At 68.7% G+C, this 14,817-nt stretch carries 14 protein-coding genes and 1 pseudogene; 9 read left to right on the top strand and 6 right to left on the bottom strand.

The features are described 5' to 3' along the window. Nucleotides 1-152 precede the first annotated feature (152 nt). The 3 genes and pseudogenes from D892_RS0137720 to D892_RS48120 form a co-directional block, all read left to right on the top strand. Complete coding sequence (locus D892_RS0137720; protein WP_024806212.1) at nucleotides 153-1,112, top strand: metallophosphoesterase; 960 nt, start codon at nucleotides 153-155, stop codon at nucleotides 1,110-1,112. Nucleotides 1,113-1,271: 159 nt separating this feature from the next. Next, complete coding sequence (locus D892_RS0137715) at nucleotides 1,272-2,153, top strand: TIGR04222 domain-containing membrane protein (RefSeq protein WP_024806211.1); 882 nt, start codon at nucleotides 1,272-1,274, stop codon at nucleotides 2,151-2,153. A gap of 22 nt (nucleotides 2,154-2,175) precedes the next feature. After that, nucleotides 2,176-2,988 (top strand): annotated as a pseudogene (locus D892_RS48120) (DUF692 domain-containing protein); the annotation flags it as partial. A gap of 725 nt (nucleotides 2,989-3,713) precedes the next feature. Here the strand turns inward: D892_RS48120 and D892_RS0137705 are convergent. After that, the gene (locus D892_RS0137705) at nucleotides 3,714-4,220 is read right to left on the bottom strand and encodes a GNAT family N-acetyltransferase (protein WP_024806209.1); all 507 of its coding nucleotides are present in this window, start codon (nucleotides 4,218-4,220) and stop codon (nucleotides 3,714-3,716) included. A gap of 380 nt (nucleotides 4,221-4,600) precedes the next feature. Further along, the gene (locus tag D892_RS0137700) at nucleotides 4,601-4,810 is read right to left on the bottom strand and encodes a hypothetical protein (RefSeq protein WP_024806208.1); all 210 of its coding nucleotides are present in this window, start codon (nucleotides 4,808-4,810) and stop codon (nucleotides 4,601-4,603) included. 313 nt (nucleotides 4,811-5,123) lie between these two features. Here D892_RS0137700 and D892_RS0137695 point away from each other — a divergent pair, with 313 nt between their 5' ends. The 4 genes from D892_RS0137695 (at nucleotide 5,124) to truB (ending at nucleotide 9,866) form a co-directional block, all read left to right on the top strand. Next, nucleotides 5,124-7,694 (top strand): AAA family ATPase, encoded by a 2,571-nt coding sequence (locus tag D892_RS0137695; RefSeq protein ID WP_156959875.1) that lies wholly within the window; start codon nucleotides 5,124-5,126, stop codon nucleotides 7,692-7,694. A 142-nt stretch (nucleotides 7,695-7,836) separates the two neighbouring features. Then, the gene (locus tag D892_RS0137690; protein WP_024806206.1) at nucleotides 7,837-8,166 is read left to right on the top strand and encodes a hypothetical protein; all 330 of its coding nucleotides are present in this window, start codon (nucleotides 7,837-7,839) and stop codon (nucleotides 8,164-8,166) included. Nucleotides 8,167-8,274: 108 nt separating this feature from the next. Further along, nucleotides 8,275-8,940, top strand: coding sequence for a 4'-phosphopantetheinyl transferase Npt (gene npt, locus D892_RS0137685; protein WP_024806205.1), 666 nt, complete (start codon nucleotides 8,275-8,277; stop codon nucleotides 8,938-8,940). Further along, nucleotides 8,940-9,866 (top strand): tRNA pseudouridine(55) synthase TruB, encoded by a 927-nt coding sequence (gene truB / locus D892_RS0137680; protein WP_024806204.1) that lies wholly within the window; start codon nucleotides 8,940-8,942, stop codon nucleotides 9,864-9,866. The genes npt and truB overlap by 1 nt, the downstream gene beginning before the upstream one ends. A gap of 76 nt (nucleotides 9,867-9,942) precedes the next feature. Here truB and D892_RS43110 read toward each other — a convergent pair whose 3' ends face one another. From D892_RS43110 to D892_RS0137665, 3 genes are read right to left on the bottom strand one after another with little or no spacing between them, the layout of a single operon-like run. Beyond that, a complete protein-coding gene (locus D892_RS43110) occupies nucleotides 9,943-10,602 on the bottom strand; it encodes a GntR family transcriptional regulator (protein ID WP_036571302.1) in 660 nt (219 codons plus the stop codon). After that, nucleotides 10,589-11,332, bottom strand: coding sequence for a maleate cis-trans isomerase (locus D892_RS0137670; protein ID WP_024806203.1), 744 nt, complete (start codon nucleotides 11,330-11,332; stop codon nucleotides 10,589-10,591). Before D892_RS0137670 ends, D892_RS43110 begins: the two co-directional genes overlap by 14 nt. 11 nt (nucleotides 11,333-11,343) lie before the next feature. After that, complete coding sequence (locus D892_RS0137665; protein WP_024806202.1) at nucleotides 11,344-12,084, bottom strand: Asp/Glu/hydantoin racemase; 741 nt, start codon at nucleotides 12,082-12,084, stop codon at nucleotides 11,344-11,346. A 149-nt stretch (nucleotides 12,085-12,233) separates the two neighbouring features. Between D892_RS0137665 and D892_RS0137660 the strand changes: the two genes are divergently transcribed. Continuing rightward, nucleotides 12,234-13,139, top strand: coding sequence for a D-2-hydroxyacid dehydrogenase (locus D892_RS0137660; RefSeq protein ID WP_024806201.1), 906 nt, complete (start codon nucleotides 12,234-12,236; stop codon nucleotides 13,137-13,139). 29 nt (nucleotides 13,140-13,168) lie between these two features. Beyond that, nucleotides 13,169-14,551, top strand: a complete 1,383-nt coding sequence (locus D892_RS0137655; RefSeq protein WP_198037205.1) for an amidase — start codon at nucleotides 13,169-13,171, stop codon at nucleotides 14,549-14,551. Between the two features lie 10 nt (nucleotides 14,552-14,561). Here D892_RS0137655 and D892_RS0137650 read toward each other — a convergent pair whose 3' ends face one another. After that, on the bottom strand, nucleotides 14,562-14,813 hold the full coding sequence (locus D892_RS0137650) for a type II toxin-antitoxin system Phd/YefM family antitoxin (RefSeq protein WP_024806199.1): 252 nt from the start codon (nucleotides 14,811-14,813) through the stop codon (nucleotides 14,562-14,564). Nucleotides 14,814-14,817 lie beyond the last annotated feature (4 nt).

Below are 14,817 nucleotides of genomic sequence, written 5' to 3'. Positions count from 1 at the left end.
AAAAAGACCCGGCAGCATTCTGGCCAGTTGGTTTGCCCGGTCTGTTCGGCGTGATCGTTCCCCGGTGGGACGGTGTCGGGCGGGCGTGGGAATCTGGAGGGGGCCGTCGCCGTTTCCGGGGATGGTGCGTGCGAGTAGAGAGGTGGTTCCGGGTGGTTCCGAAGCTGATGGCGGTGAGCGACATTCATGTCGGGCACCAGGGCAACAAGCCCGTCGTCGAGCAGATCGTGGCGGACTCACCCGAGGACTGGCTGATCGTTGCGGGGGATGTGGCCGAGAAGTCCGACGACATCCGGTGGGCGCTCCGGCTCCTGCGCGAGCGGTTCGCCAAGGTGATCTGGGTGCCGGGCAATCACGAACTGTGGACCACCACCAAGGACCCGGTGCAGATGCACGGCGCCTCCCGCTACGACTATCTGGTAACGATGTGCCGCGACCTGGACGTGCTGACGCCGGAGGATCCGTTCCCGGTCTGGGAGGGCGCCGGCGCCGAGCAGTACGGCGGCGCGGTCACGGTGGCACCGTTGTTCGTGCTCTACGACTACTCGTGGCGGCCGAGCGGCGCCACCACGAAGGCCGAGGCGATGGCCATCGCCCGCGACCGCAATGTCGTTGCGACGGACGAGTTCCTGCTGTCGCCGGAGCCGTACGTGACTCGCGACGCCTGGTGCCATGCGCGGGTCCAGTACACCCAGCGCCGCCTGGACGAACTCGGACCCGACACCCCCGTGGTGCTGATCAACCATTTCCCGCTCAACCGCGAGCCCACCCGGATGCTGTTCTATCCCGAGTTCTCGCTGTGGTGCGGCACGGAACTGACCGCCGACTGGCACACCCGCTACAACACGGTCTGCTCGATCTACGGCCACCTGCACATCCCGCGCACCACCTTCTACGACGGCGTCCGCCACGAAGAGGTGTCGCTGGGCTACCCGCGCGAATGGCAGCGCCGCGGCCTCCCCGACAAGCTGCTACGCCAGATCCTGCCCGACCCGGAATACGGCCCCGACGACCTGAACGAATGGGGCGGACACTTCAAGATCACCCCCGCAATGCGCGCCGCCGCCATGGAGATGCGCCAGAAGGCGGACCGCCGCCGCGGATTGGGTTAACACTACCGCGGGCCGCGGGTGATATTCCTCGGAAATCGGTTGTCGGAACTGGTGAATCACGGCAGATCGGTTCGGTGGTAGTCAATTCTGCCTGCAACCGGCCCGGTGCCGTGTAACAGTGTCGGCAGGTTGTCATACCCGCTCGTAAGGTGACCTTCGATGCTCCACGCTCTGAGCCGGACGGCTGCCCTGCCGTCGGCCGGCGACACTTGGGGTCTGTCCGGTCCGGAGTTTCTCCTGCTGTACATCCCGCTCGGCGTGGTGGCGGTGATCGTCGGATCCGTGCTGCGGTGGCGGGTGCTGAAGGATCAGGACGAGACAGTTCCCGATCGGCTCAGCCCTACCGAACTCGCTGCCCTGAGCGGCAATCCGCGCACCGTGCTGACCGGGCTGGCCTATCTGCGCGGTCACGGTCTCATCGATTCCGCCGGTACGCCGATCCGGCCGCGGAGTCCCGCGGAACAGCCGCCCGCCTTCGACCGGTTCGCCTGCATGCTGCATGATTCGCTGTCCGGTCCGGTCGCCCGCCGTCGCTTCGGTATCCGGAATGCCCTGGCGGCACAACACAATTGGCTGCTCGACCGAGGCTATCTACCGGACTCCGGGTTGCGGAAGAAGGTGCGGCGCACCGCTGTTCCGGTGTGGCTCGTCGTGATCGTGGGGGTGCTGCGCGCATTCGACGGATCTCGCGGAGGCAAGCCGATCGGATTCCTGGTATTCGTTCTCTTCGTTCTGGTGATAGTCGGCCTGCTGCTTTCGAAGGCGCCCGCCGTCACCGCACGCGGGCGGGCAGCGCTGAACGGAGATCGCGACCGGCACGGATACCTGGATCCGAAAAATCATCCGTCGTTCGGATCCTACGGACCGGCCAGTGTGGCCCTGGCCGTGGCGCTGTTCGGTGTCACGGCGGTGCGGTCGATAGATCCGGCGCTCGTCGCCACGACCCAGATGCTCGGGTTCAGCGTGTCTACCTCCTCCGGCGGCTCCGGGGGAGGCGATTCCGGCGGCGGTGGTGGTGACGGCGGCGGATGCGGTGGATGAGCGCCGGCTGTCCGACGGTGCGATGGGACTCGGCTGGCGGCCCGAGATCTGCGGACTGATCGATGCGCTCGACGGGCTGGGGTTCTGCGAGGTGATCGCCGAATCGCTGTCGCCCCAAGGGAGTTCGGTAAGCGTACCCGACGAGTTGCGGCGGTTGCGGGACCGCGGCGTTCCGGTGGTGCCCCACGGTATCTCGCTGTCGCTGGGCGGTACCGACCCGGTCGACGGCGGCCGGGTCGCGCACCTGGCCGCCTGTGCTCGCACGCTGCGCGCGCCGCTGGTCAGCGAGCACATCGCGTTCGTCCGCGCCGAGGGCGTCGAGGCGGGGCATCTGCTGCCGGTGCCACGCACCCGCGAGGCCCTGGATGTACTGGTGCGCAACATAACCCGGACTCGAGCAGGTCTGGACGTTCCCCTCGCGGTGGAGAACATCGCCGCACTGTTCGACTGGCCCGAGCGGTGCTACACCGAGGCGGAGTTCCTGGCCGAACTCGTCGAACGCACCGGCGTGTACCTGCTGATCGACATCGCCAACGTCTATGCCGATGCGTGTAACCGCGGCCTGGACCCGCACACCGAACTGGGGCGCCTGCCCACCGAGCGTATCGCCTACTGCCATGTCGCGGGCGGTCGAGAGGCCGACGGGTACTACCACGACACCCATACCGACCCCGTCCCCCGCGCCGTGCTGGATCTGGTATCGGAATTCACTGCGCGCCATCAGGTTCCGCTGATGCTCGAGCGCGACGGCAACTACCCGACCGCCGCCGAACTGTTCGATGAACTCGACGCTCTCGCCACCGCCTGCGGCCGTCCGTCGCTCACCGCCGGCGCTCGCGAGATCTTCGGTGTGAGCCCTTCACCGCCGGTTTCGGCGCCTCCACCGTCCGCCGGAGCGAGGGCACACACCAACGGCGAACCGGCCCGGGTGAATCGTATGACCGACAGCGTGCCGGGCGCAGGATTGGCGGATCGCCAGGTCGCGCTGGTGCGTGCACTCGTCGCCGGTGGACCGGCCCCCGACGGATTCGATCCCGATATCCTGGCCGTCACGACAAACGCAGTGCTGCGCAAACGCGCTCGCGAAGTGGCACAACGTTTTCCGCGTCTCGTGCGGGACTGCGGCCCCGAATTCACCACCCGTTACATCACGTGGGCGCATGCTCGGCCGAAGATCGGCACCGAAGCCGACGCCGTTGCCTTCGCCCGTGACAGCGGCCTCCCGGCACCGGCACGGAGCACCGGACGCTGGTGGCGCATACTCCGGCGGCCTGGACGGCGACGCGGCCTACCGGATCGATGATTCCGGCGGATCACCCTGTCGCTCAACAGATTTATGCACGAGGGGCGGACCTTCAGGAGCGCCCCCGCAATGCGCGCCGCGGCCGTGAAGATGCGCCAGACGGCCGACCTCGACGCGGCCCTGAACCGGCTTACCGAGACCGGTCGCAGACGCCTCTCCACGAGGGGGATCGGCGCCATCACGACTTCGGCTCCCCGCCTCCGGAATCGTGATCGGAGGAACCAGGATTCGTTTCGGAATCCGGCGGGCCGAGGTCTTCAGCGCAGCTTACGTATCATCGTGACGCTGGTGGTGCCCGCCCGGTTGGTCTTCTCCGAACCGGGTACCGGCTGGAAGCCGAGTCGTTCGTAGAGCCGTCGGGCCGGATTGGTCTCGCGCACGCTCAGGCAGATGGCGTCGTGGTGGGGTGCCGCGTCATCGAGCAGGCGGGTCAGCAGTGCGGTGCCCAGGCCGGTGCCGCGGGCCTGCGGGGTCACGCCGATGGCCAGCTCGGGGGTGTGGTCGTCGATATAGCCGTAGGCCGCGTTGTCGGCGGTGAATCGGCGGATCCACGCGGCGCCCGCGGGTGCGTCGGGTTCGGTGCCGCCGATGATGCCGAGATCACCTGCGGTGCCCCAGTTTTCGACGTAGCGGGCGAGGTCCGGAACCGCTCGCAGGTCGTCCACGGCCATGCCCTGCTCACCGGCGTGGGCAGCCTCGAACAGCATGGCCCAGAGGAACGGTTCGTCCGCCGCGACGGCGCGGCGCAGGTACGTGGATTCCATGATCGTGACTGTAGGGGAGCCGTCCACGCCGCCGCCAAAGGTTTATCCGGGACCGTGCCGGCGCCGGCCCGGTCCCTTCTCGACCGGTCTCGCCGACGGTCTGTCGGCTCTCCTCTCAGGAAAGGTTCTTCACCAGCTCGGCGCTGATGCGGCGGACTTCGGTACACGGATCACCAGGGGGCTGTTCTCCTGCTCGCACATACGGGATACGGGCCGAGAGGAGTGCGGTCCCGTATGACATGTCGATACCGACGTAGCACCGCTCACGACGATCCGGGTCGAGCCGGTCCGCGAACTCCATTGCCTGTTTCGTGTCTACGGTTGTCGGTGTGACCGGGAGCGTTCCTTGATTTCGAAGAGCGCCGGGCGTCCCGCTGCCGTCAATTCTGGATGCCCGCGAGGACGCCTCGGGTGAGGATGTCGGTGGTCATGGAGACGTCTGTCTCGGTGCGGACGCCCTCGAAGTCGGCCAGGGTCATCGGCTCGCTGTGGACGATCGTGCTTCCGGAGGTCGGAGTGTGTTTCTCGTTGGCGCTGAAGTGAATCGGCACCCGGTATGAATGGAATTCGCCGCGCTCGGTGATCTCCATCTCGCACGTATACAGGAACGAGCGCCGGCGGGAACATGCCAGAACCTCGGCAGACTACTCGGCGATCCGGCCGTACCCCTCGTGTACCGATCGGTGGGTGCCGTATCCACGGCACTCCCGCGCGGTTGTACCACCGTATTCGTCGATCGCATGAATATTCCTTCATCTGTTCCGATGACCGGTTGGAGAGTGTGCCGACACCGCAATCGGACCGCATCGGTAGGTCCCTCCGAGGGATACCTACGAGCCCCTCTCGGGTGCCGGGGCGTCACCACATCCGGCCGGTGGATAAGGAACGGCTACCGTGATCCGCATGACTGTGCGGCACCAAGACAGTCCGAGCGATCTGCCGATCGCCACCGAGGGCTTCGTAGGGCGGGATGCGGAACTGGCCGAACTCACCACCCTCCTGCTGGGGCCTCAGCGGTTGATCACGCTGATCGGATCCGGCGGAATCGGCAAGACCAGGCTCGCCGCGGAGGCCGTGCGCCGGCTGCGCACCGCGACCCGAATTCCGGTCCATTACCTGCGGCTGGCACGGCTCGCGCCCGATTCCGATCCGGCGGCCGTCGCGGAGGCGATCGCCGCCACGGTGCTTCCCGGGTTCGCCGGCTCGTCGACCTGGCAGACCCTCGTCGACACCCTGTCCAGGACCGATGCGACCGGCCGCAGCCTGCCGACGGTGCTGGTGCTGGACAACTGCGAGCACGTGCTCGACGCCGTCGGTCCGGTGATCGCCGAACTACTCGCCGCGGTGGACGGTGCGACCATCCTGGCCACCAGTCGTGAGCCGGTGGGCTGGGTAGACGAGCGCCTGCTACAGGTCCCGCCGCTGACCCGGCCCCAGGCCCTCGACCTGTTCCGGCAGCGCGCCGAACTGACCGGCCATCCGGTCACCGGGGCGGACCAGATCGAGGTGGCCGAGCGGATCTGCCACCGGATGCACGGGCACCCGCTGTTCATTCGGCTGGCTGCCGCCCGCGCGTTCTACGAACCGCTGCCGATGATCCTGCGGCAGCTCAGCGGCGATGAGGACGACGGGCGGATGCAGTGGCGGCACGGGCCGCGCGTGGGTACCGACAACCGGCATCGGACCATCGGCGACGTCATCGCGTGGTCCTACGAGCTGTGTGACGACAAGGAACGCCTGCTGTTCGAGCGGATGTCGGTCTTCGCTCCCGGTAACCACGGCGACACCGGACTCGGCGACACCGGCGCCGAACCGGAGGCCATCGAGGCCGTCTGCGCCGACGATCCGCCCGTCGGGCAGGCCGCGGGCCCGTACCTGGCCCCGTCGGAAATCCGGGACGTACTCCACCGGCTCACCGACCGCTCACTGGTGTCGGCGCACATCACGCCCACCGCCGTCCGGTACAGCCTCGTCGAGAGCCTCCGGCTGTTCGCGCGCCAACGACTGCGGGAGCGCTCCGGCGGTGCGGCGGACGAACCGCGGCGGCTGGCCGAGCGGCATCTGCGGTACCACCGCGACAAGGTCGTGCACGCCCAGGCGCACTGGTGCAGTCCCGCCGAGCACGACCTGATGGAATGGGTCCGGCATGCGTGGGAGGACATCCGGCTCGCGATCGAGCGGAGCACCACGATCGCCGGTGCGGGCGGGCTCGGACTGGAGACGGCGACCGCGTTGATCGCACTGCGCGCCCCGTTCTTCAACGATCTGCTGCACACCACTCGGCGGTGGACCGAACGCGCGCTGGAGTCCACCCGCGACGTGCCGGAGGCAGGCGGGGAACTGCGGATCACGGCGATGGCCTCGATCGCGTGGATCTCCCTGTGGGAGGGCCGCGACGACCGGGCGGCAGAGTTGCTCGACCGGTGTGCCGGTGCGTGCGTTTCGGCGCCGGAGGTCCGAAACGGCTGGCGGGACCGTCCCGAAACCGACATCGAACTACCCGCTGCGGTCGAATTCGCTTGGGGTGCTTTTCTATTGCTGCGCAGATGCGATGCGGGCTCGGCCGTCGTGCTGGCCCGCGCACGGGACAAGTACGCCGCACAGGGCGATCGCGGCGGCGAATCGCTGAGTTCACTGTTCGCGTCCGTCGCCACGGCATTCTTCGGCACCGCCCGCCACGCGCTCGACGCCACTCGCAACCACCTCGAACGCACGACGAATTCGGGTGCGCGGTGGGCGAAGTCCTGGGCCGAACTCGCCCGGGCCATCGCCTTGACCAAGCACGGCGCCCCGGCGGAGGCATTGACCGCGCTGCGCTCTGCCCTGGCCTACCAGCTTCCTCGGCGCGATCTGTGGGGAGTGTTGTGGGCGGTGAACATTCGGATGTGGTCGCTGACGGAGATCATCGCGGACGCGGCCACCGGTGACTTCCGACGGAGTGCCCTGGCCACCGAAATCGCCTGTCTCGCAGGTGCGTCCGCGACGTTGGGAACGAGATTGGGCACGGTCGAGGTCGCGCCCTTCGCCGGCGAATCGACGCGGGCGCTGGAGGTCGCCTGCGGCGTGCTGGGCCGGCCGGCACTCGATACCGCGCGCATCCGGGGATCGCGCCTGAGCCTCGAATCCGCCGAGATGCGGCGTCTCGCACTGGGTGCCACGGACGACACACCGCAGGAATCGGTGCCCGCTCGGACCGTTGCCGACACCTGGCACACCCTGACCGGCGCCGAACAGGACGTCGCGATACTCGCCGCCGCGGGCTGGCCGAACAGCGCGATCGGGGCGCGGCGGGGCACCTCGATCAAGACCGTCAATACGCAGGTGACATCGATCCTGCAGAAGCTGACGATCACCTCGCGCGAGGACATCATCGGCTTCGTGCCGCACGACCGCCGCGACTGGGTTTCCAGGGAACATTCGCGACGGCCGCGCCGCGGCGGCGCCCGCAGCCGCCGGGTGGACGCGCCCGGCTGATCGAATCACCCTGCCCGGAATGCCTTCCTAGGAAGCTCACCGGCATATACCTACGGGATATACCGATGTGGGAGATCGTCGGCTCCTCATACGGTTCGGCCGGGCCGCATGGTGCGGTCCGAGTCTCGAGAGGAGTCCCTTCATGTTTCGGAAAATCAGCGTGGCCGTGAGCGTCGCCGCGAGCATGGCCGCCCTGGCCGGTGGTATGAGCACGGCCGCACCGGTCGATCCGGCGGCCGGGCCGGTCCGCACACAGGCCGGATGCACGCCCTTCTACTGGGCAGATCCGGATACGGCACCGGTCAAGCAGCTGCACGTTCGGGTCGACGGTTGTGGAAATCTGGCGGGCAGGAATGCCAAGATCGTGCTCACCAACGACAGCGAAGTCGACTGCAAGCCTCTCGACGCGGGCAATCACGCGTCCTGGCACATCGTCGCCTCGGCCGACTACAAGAACTTGGTCTGGTGCTGACCTGAATCTCGAACCGGTGCGGATGACCCGCCCACACCCTCGGCTACTCTCGGGAAGGCAAGTTGGTCGAGTCAGGAGGCGGTCATCGACGCGCAGGTACAGCCGCAGATCATCGGCAGGATTCTGCCCGAGGGCGTAGCCGCGGCCGAACTGGTGCGGTATCCGGAGGATTTGCGGGCGCATCCGGGGGAGGAGCACCTGATCGCGAACTCGGTCGAGAAGCGGCGGCGGGATTTCATCGGGGCGCGGCACTGCGCGCGGGAGGCGCTGGCGGAGCTGGGGGAGCAGCCGGTGGCCATCGGCAAGGGGGAGCGGGGGATGCCGTTGTTCCCGACGGGGGTCGTCGGCAGCCTCACGCACTGCGATGGTTATCGGGCCGCGGCGCTGGCACATCGGTTGCGCTGGCGTTCGGTCGGTATCGACGCCGAACCGCACGACACGCTGCCCGAGGGCGTGCTGGACTCGGTGAGCCTGCCGGCCGAGCGCAACTGGTTGCAGGGCGCGATCCCGGCGACCGGGCTGCACCTGGACCGGCTGCTGTTCTGCGCCAAGGAGGCCACCTACAAGGCGTGGTTCCCGCTGACGCTGCGCTGGCTGGGTTTCGAGGACGCGCACATCACGTTCACGGTCGACGACTCCGGTAGCGGTGGCACGTTTCGCAGCGAGCTGCTGGTGCCCGGGCAGACCAATGATGGTGGGGCGCCCCTGATCTCGTTCGACGGCCGCTGGCTGATCAGCGACGGGCTGATCCTGACCGCGATCGTGACGGGCTGATGGGTGAACAGCGCACCCCGCTGGTGAACGCGCTCGGCGGCCTGTTGATCGTCGACAAGGACGGCGGCATGACCAGTCACGACGTGGTCTCGCGGGCTCGAAAGCTGCTGCGCACCCGGAAAATCGGGCATGCGGGCACGCTGGATCCGATGGCGACCGGCGTGCTGGTGCTGGGCGTGGAGCGGGCCACCAAGATGCTGGGCCTGCTCAGCCTCACCACCAAGGCCTACACCGCGACCGTCCGGCTGGGGCAGTCGACGGTCACCGACGACGCCGAGGGGGAGGTCCTGTCGACGACCTCCGCCGCGCATGTCGCCGATGCCGACATAGCTTCCGGCGCAACCGCATTGACCGGCGATATCCAGCAGGTTCCCGCCACGGTCAGCGCGATCAAGGTGGGCGGTGAGCGCGCCTACGCCCGAGCCCGCGCGGGCGAGGACGTGGAGCTGCCCGCCCGCCCGGTCACGGTCGACCGGTTCGACATCCTGGAGCGCCGCGACATCGACACGGGCACAACCTCGTTCGTCGATCTGGACGTGGTCGTGGAGTGCTCGTCGGGCACCTACGTCCGCGCCTTGGCCCGCGATCTCGGCGAAACCCTGGGCGTCGGCGGCCATCTCACCGCATTGCGTCGCACCCGCGTCGGCCCGTTCACCCTCGACCACGCCCGCACCCTGGACCAGCTGTCCGACGACGCCACACTGAACCTGGACGTCGATTCGGCTGCCCGCCTGGCCTTCCCGCACCGGACCGTCACGGCCGCCGAGGAAGAAGCCCTGCGCGACGGCCGCTGGCTCGACCCCATCGGCGTCGAGGGCATACACGCCGCCCTGACCACCGACGGCCGCGCCATCGCCCTCCTGGAGGAGAAGGGCAAGCGTTCCGCACCGGTCTTCGTCGTCCGCCCCCGCGGCCTGATCGATTGATTCCGCCTGCTGAATCGGCCGCGATGACGGAGGACAGGCGGAAGCGACGACCGGAGTCGGTGCGACGGTGCGTAGTTCACATCCGGTCGCGCAGCCGCTCCACGGCGTCGTTCATGTGGTCGATCAACAGCTTGCGGGCGCGGGCCGGGGCGCCGGAGCCGATCGCCTCGCGCAGGTCGGCATGTTCCTGGACCTGCGCGCGCACGTCGGGGTACGCGGTTTCCAAGGCGCCCAGGCACATTCGGGTCTCTATGAACAGCGTGCGGGCCGCATGTGCCAGCCGGGGACTGTCGGCGCTGTCGACCAGGGCCTCGTGGAAGGCCTGGTCGGCATCGGACACCCCGGCCGCGTCACCTGCCTCGGCCCGGGCCCGCATCGCGGTGATGCTGGGTTCCAGTGCGGTATAGGCGATGTCGCGGCGGCCGTCGAGAATCAGCTCGAGTGCGCCGCCCTCCAGCGCGGTGCGGGCGCGATACACGTCCTGCACGTCGTCGAAGGTCAGCTCTATGACGAAGATGCCGCGGTGCCGGATGCTGTGCAGCAGCCCCTCGGACACCAGCCGCTGCATGGCCTCGCGCAGCGGCCCGCGCGAGACGTCGAACTGGGTGGCCAGGTCGGCCTCGACCAGCTGCGTGCCGGGCGGCAGGACGCCGCGCATGATGGCGGTGCGCAGCCGGTCCGCGATCATCTCCGCCGTGGATTGCCGGTTCACCGGCTCGAATTCAATCACCGACATCGATGAGCCTTTCCGAGAAGAGCGTGCCGAGCCCCGGCGAGATCGGGGCCTGCCGGGGCGGATGGCCGGCCAGCCGGATCCCCTCCCAGATCGTGACCTGATTCGCGGTGAGCACCGGCTTGCCGAGCGTGGTCTCCAGCTCCGGCAGCACTGCCACCGTATGCATGGCGGTGTCCGGGATCAACAGCGCCTGGGCATCCGGATGATCGTTGGCGACAGCGAGTTTCAGCACCTGCTCGTCGGTCAGCGTGCCGACCTCGGCCGCGGTGTCGATACCCGCGCTGGACATCGACAGCACCCGGATGCCCTCGGCGGCAAGGAAGTCGACGAACAGCCGGGCGACGTCGTCGGGATAGCTGGCGCACACCGCGACCGACGAGATGCCCAGCGCCCGAGCGGCGTTCACGAACGCGAAGCTGGTGCTCGACGCGGGCACCCCCGCCGCCTCCGAGAGCCCGCGCACCTGCTCGCGCGCGCCGTCCGGGCCGTAGACGAAACTGCCCGAGGTGCAGGCCCACACGACGGCGCTCGGCCGGTGCGGGGCCAGCAGTTCGGCGCCCTGGCGCAGCTTGCCGGGGCTGCCCAGATCGAGCAGTTCGGGCACGGCGTGCAGGTCGGTGCCGTAGATGTGGGCCACCTGCAACCGGGCGCCGAGAAGTTCGGCGGCGCGCGGGAAGTCGTCCTCGGCCGCGTGGTCGGGGTAGATGAAGCCGATGGTGGGTGTCTGCACGATCGATTCCCCTAGAAGACGTCCTGGAGCCACTTGCCGGGCCCCATCATGGGCAGTTTCATGCGGCCCAGGCATGCCCACATGGTGAGCTGGTTGGCGGTGAGCACCGGTTTGCCGAGGGCCTGTTCGAGCGGTTCCACCAGGTCGTAGGTGGGTAGGTTGGTGCAGCTGACGAAGATGGCCTGGGCCTGCGGATCGTCGGCGTTGATGATGCGTTCGGCGATGGTGCGGTAGCTGACCTTCCAGATACCGCCGCCGAGACCGAGATGATCGGAGCGGACGACCTCGCAGCCGCCCTCCGCGAGGAATTCGTGGAGCTTGCCGGTGAGGATCTCGTCGTAGGGCGTGAGGACCGAGATCCGGGACAGGTCCAGGCGGCTGATCGCCTCGATCAGGGCGCCCGAGGTCGTCACCGCGTCGGGAGCGCCGGCCGCGCAGATGGTCTCGCGCAGCGACTGCTCGTATTCCAGCCCCTTGATGAAGCTGCCGGAGCTGCACAGGTAGGCGATCACCTCCGGTTCGACGTGCAGCACGTCGCGGGTGGCCGCGGTGAGGTGCGCCGCGTTCGACACCAGCTCCGCCATCGCCACCGATACCGGCACCGGTTCGTAGGGTGTGCGGGCCAGGTGCAGGCTCACCTCGAGGGGCGCCCAGCGCCACAGTTCGCGCTCCAGCGCCAGGTCGAACGGCGCGATGATCCCGATGCCCCGCTGTGCGACCGGGCCGTCGATGTCGGGAAAGTTGAGTTCCACTACGAGGGCCCCTCTCGCGTTCAGCTGGGTATTCCTCCGCACACGATCGGATTGTTGACAATCATACGATGTCTTTCTAGCCTGTCAATGTGGTTGAGGGCCAAATAGTCACCGTTCTTCACGATGGCACCAGGCCCGATGCGGGGCTCATGCGCCCGGTGTCCGAGCGGGCCGAGGTCCGCTACGCCGCGGCGGGCGAGCTCGCCGAGGCGTTGCATGGTGCCGACGTGCTGTTCGTGTACGACTTCACGAGTACTGCGGTCCCCGGCGCCTGGCCGGCGGCGGACCGGCTGCGCTGGGTGCACGTCGGTGCCACCGGCGTCGACGCGGTGATGTTCGACGAGCTGGTCGACAGCGATGTCGTCGTCACCAACACCCGCGGCATGTTCGACGGGCCGATCGCCGAGTACGTGCTCGCCCAGATCCTGAACTTCGCCAAGGACCTGCCCGAGTCGTGGCGGCTGCAACAGCGCCACGAGTGGCGCCACCGGGAGTCGGAGCGGCTCTCCGGCGCCACGGTACTCGTCGTCGGCACGGGGTCTATCGGCCGGGCCATCGCCCGGATGCTGCGCGGCGCCGGCATGGACGTCCGGGGTCTGGGGCGGCGCGGCTGCGCCGACGACCCGGATTTCGGCACCATCGGGACCGATCTGCACGCCGAACTGCCCGCGGCGGACTATGTCGTCGCCGTCGCGCCGCTCACGCCGCAGACGCGGCACCTGTTCGACGGCCGGGCGTTTGCCGCGATGAAGCCGCATGCCCGTTTCGTCAACGTCGGCCGTGGGGAACTAGTAGTGACAGACGATCTCGTCGCCGCACTGCGCAACGGCAGCATCGCCGGTGCGGCGCTCGATGTCGTCGATCCCGAGCCGCTACCGCCCGGTCACGCGCTGTGGGATCTGCCCAATGTCCAACTCACGCCCCACAATTCCGGTGACGTGATCGGCTGGCGCGGTGATCTGATCGCCACGTTCGCCGAGAATTTCCGGAAGTGGATCGACGGTCGTCCACTGGACAACGTGGTCGACAAAAGGCTGGGTTACGTCCCCAGCTGAAAGGGAGTCCAGCCATGACCCACCCCGATATCGATATCCCCACCGACCCGGCCGCGATGACCGCCGTCGAGCTGGTCACCGCGTACTCGGCGGGTGTGCTCTCGCCGGTGGAGGCGACGGAGGCCGTGCTCGGCGTCATCGCCCAGCGCGACAGCGAGCTGAACGCGTACTGCCTGGTGGACGCCGAGCGGGCGCTGATGCAGGCCAAGGAGTCGGAGGCGCGCTGGCACTCCGGTCACGTGCAGGGACTGCTGGACGGGGTGCCGATCTCGATCAAGGACATCTTCCTCACCGAGGGCTGGCCCACCCGGCGCGGCTCCACCTCCATCGAGCCCGACGTGCCGTGGCCGCTGGACAGCCCGGTCACCGCGCGGCTGCGCGAGGACGGTCTGGTGTTCCTCGGCAAGACGACCACGCCGGAACTGGCGTGGAAGGCGACCACCGACAGTCCGCTGGCCGGTATCACGCGCAACCCGGCCGATCCGTCGAAGACCTGCGGCGGTTCCTCGGGCGGCAGCGCCGCGGCGGTGGCCGCCGGAATGGGCCCGGTGTCGGTCGGCACGGATGGCGGCGGCAGCGTGCGCATTCCGGCGTCGTTCTGCGGCATCGTCGGCTTCAAGCCCACGCACGGGCGGATCCCGCTGTATCCGGCCAGCCCGTTCGGTCCGCTGGCGCACGCCGGCCCGATGACGCGCACAGTGGAGGACGCGGCGCTGCTGATGGACATCCTGTCGCTGCCGGATCCGCGCGATCCCACCGAGCTGGCGCCGCCCCTGACCACGTTCCGCGCGCAGTTGCAGCGCGACGTGCGCGGGGCGACGTGCGCCTACTCCCCGACGCTCGGCTACGTCGATGTCGACCCGGAGGTGGCCGCCCTGGTGGACGACGCGGTGCGGCAGCTGGGCGAGGCCGGGCTGCGGGTGGTGAACGCCGACCCGGGCTTCGCCGATCCGCTCGACGCGTTCGAGGACATGTGGGCCGCGGGCGCGGCGACGATGCTGGCGAAGTTCCCCGACGGCGCGCGCGACCGCGTCGATCCGGGGCTGGGCACGGCGTGGGAGCGGGGCGAAAAGCTCAGCGCCGTCGACTATCTGGACGCCCGCGCGGTGGCGGCCGAGGTCGGCATCGTGATGGGCGCCTTCCACACGGCCTACGACGTGCTGATCACCCCGACGATGCCGATCCCCGCCTTCGAGGCCGGCCACGACGTGCCCCCCGGCAGCGGCCTGCGCAGCTGGCCCCAGTGGACCCCGTTCACCTACCCGTTCAACATGACCCAGCAGCCCGCGATCAGCATCCCGATCGGCGCCACCGCCGCCGGTCTCCCGGTCGGCCTCCAGATCGTCGGCCCGCGTCACTCCGACGACCTGGTCCTCGCCCTGGCCCGGTTCGCGGAGGTCGTGCTGAGCTGAGGCACCGGCCCTACGATCGGCGGGGCTCGTCGAGCACCTCGGTGAGGGAGAGCCGTTCACCGGGCTCACGCTCGGCCTCTGTGGCTCTCTCGGCGAGTCGCCGATCTTCCCACTCCTCGAACGCGTCGAGCATGTGTACCGGGATGATGGCCGCGACCGGCTCGCCATCGCGCGTGACAGTCGTGACATCACCAGCGACAGCTCTGTCCACGACGGTGGCGACGGATGCACGCAGCTGCCGAATACTGACGGTCTCGCCCATGCGT

The organism is Nocardia sp. BMG51109 (genome assembly GCF_000526215.1).
GTDB lineage: Bacteria > Actinomycetota > Actinomycetes > Mycobacteriales > Mycobacteriaceae > Nocardia.
The sequence above is the reverse complement of the archived record's forward strand: the minus strand, read 5'-3'. Positions and strand labels throughout refer to the sequence as shown.

Coding starts and splice junctions, on each gene's coding strand:
- D892_RS0137715 (WP_024806211.1), top strand. CDS start 1,272: ATGCTCCACGCTCTGAGCCGGACGGCTGCCCTGCCGTCGGCCGGCGAC.
- D892_RS0137705 (WP_024806209.1), bottom strand. CDS start 4,220: ATGGAATCCACGTACCTGCGCCGCGCCGTCGCGGCGGACGAACCGTTC.
- D892_RS0137700 (WP_024806208.1), bottom strand. CDS start 4,810: ATGGAGATCACCGAGCGCGGCGAATTCCATTCATACCGGGTGCCGATT.
- D892_RS0137695 (WP_156959875.1), top strand. CDS start 5,124: ATGACTGTGCGGCACCAAGACAGTCCGAGCGATCTGCCGATCGCCACC.
- D892_RS0137690 (WP_024806206.1), top strand. CDS start 7,837: ATGTTTCGGAAAATCAGCGTGGCCGTGAGCGTCGCCGCGAGCATGGCC.
- truB (WP_024806204.1), top strand. CDS start 8,940: ATGGGTGAACAGCGCACCCCGCTGGTGAACGCGCTCGGCGGCCTGTTG.
- D892_RS43110 (WP_036571302.1), bottom strand. CDS start 10,602: ATGTCGGTGATTGAATTCGAGCCGGTGAACCGGCAATCCACGGCGGAG.
- D892_RS0137660 (WP_024806201.1), top strand. CDS start 12,234: ATGCGCCCGGTGTCCGAGCGGGCCGAGGTCCGCTACGCCGCGGCGGGC.
- D892_RS0137650 (WP_024806199.1), bottom strand. CDS start 14,813: ATGGGCGAGACCGTCAGTATTCGGCAGCTGCGTGCATCCGTCGCCACC.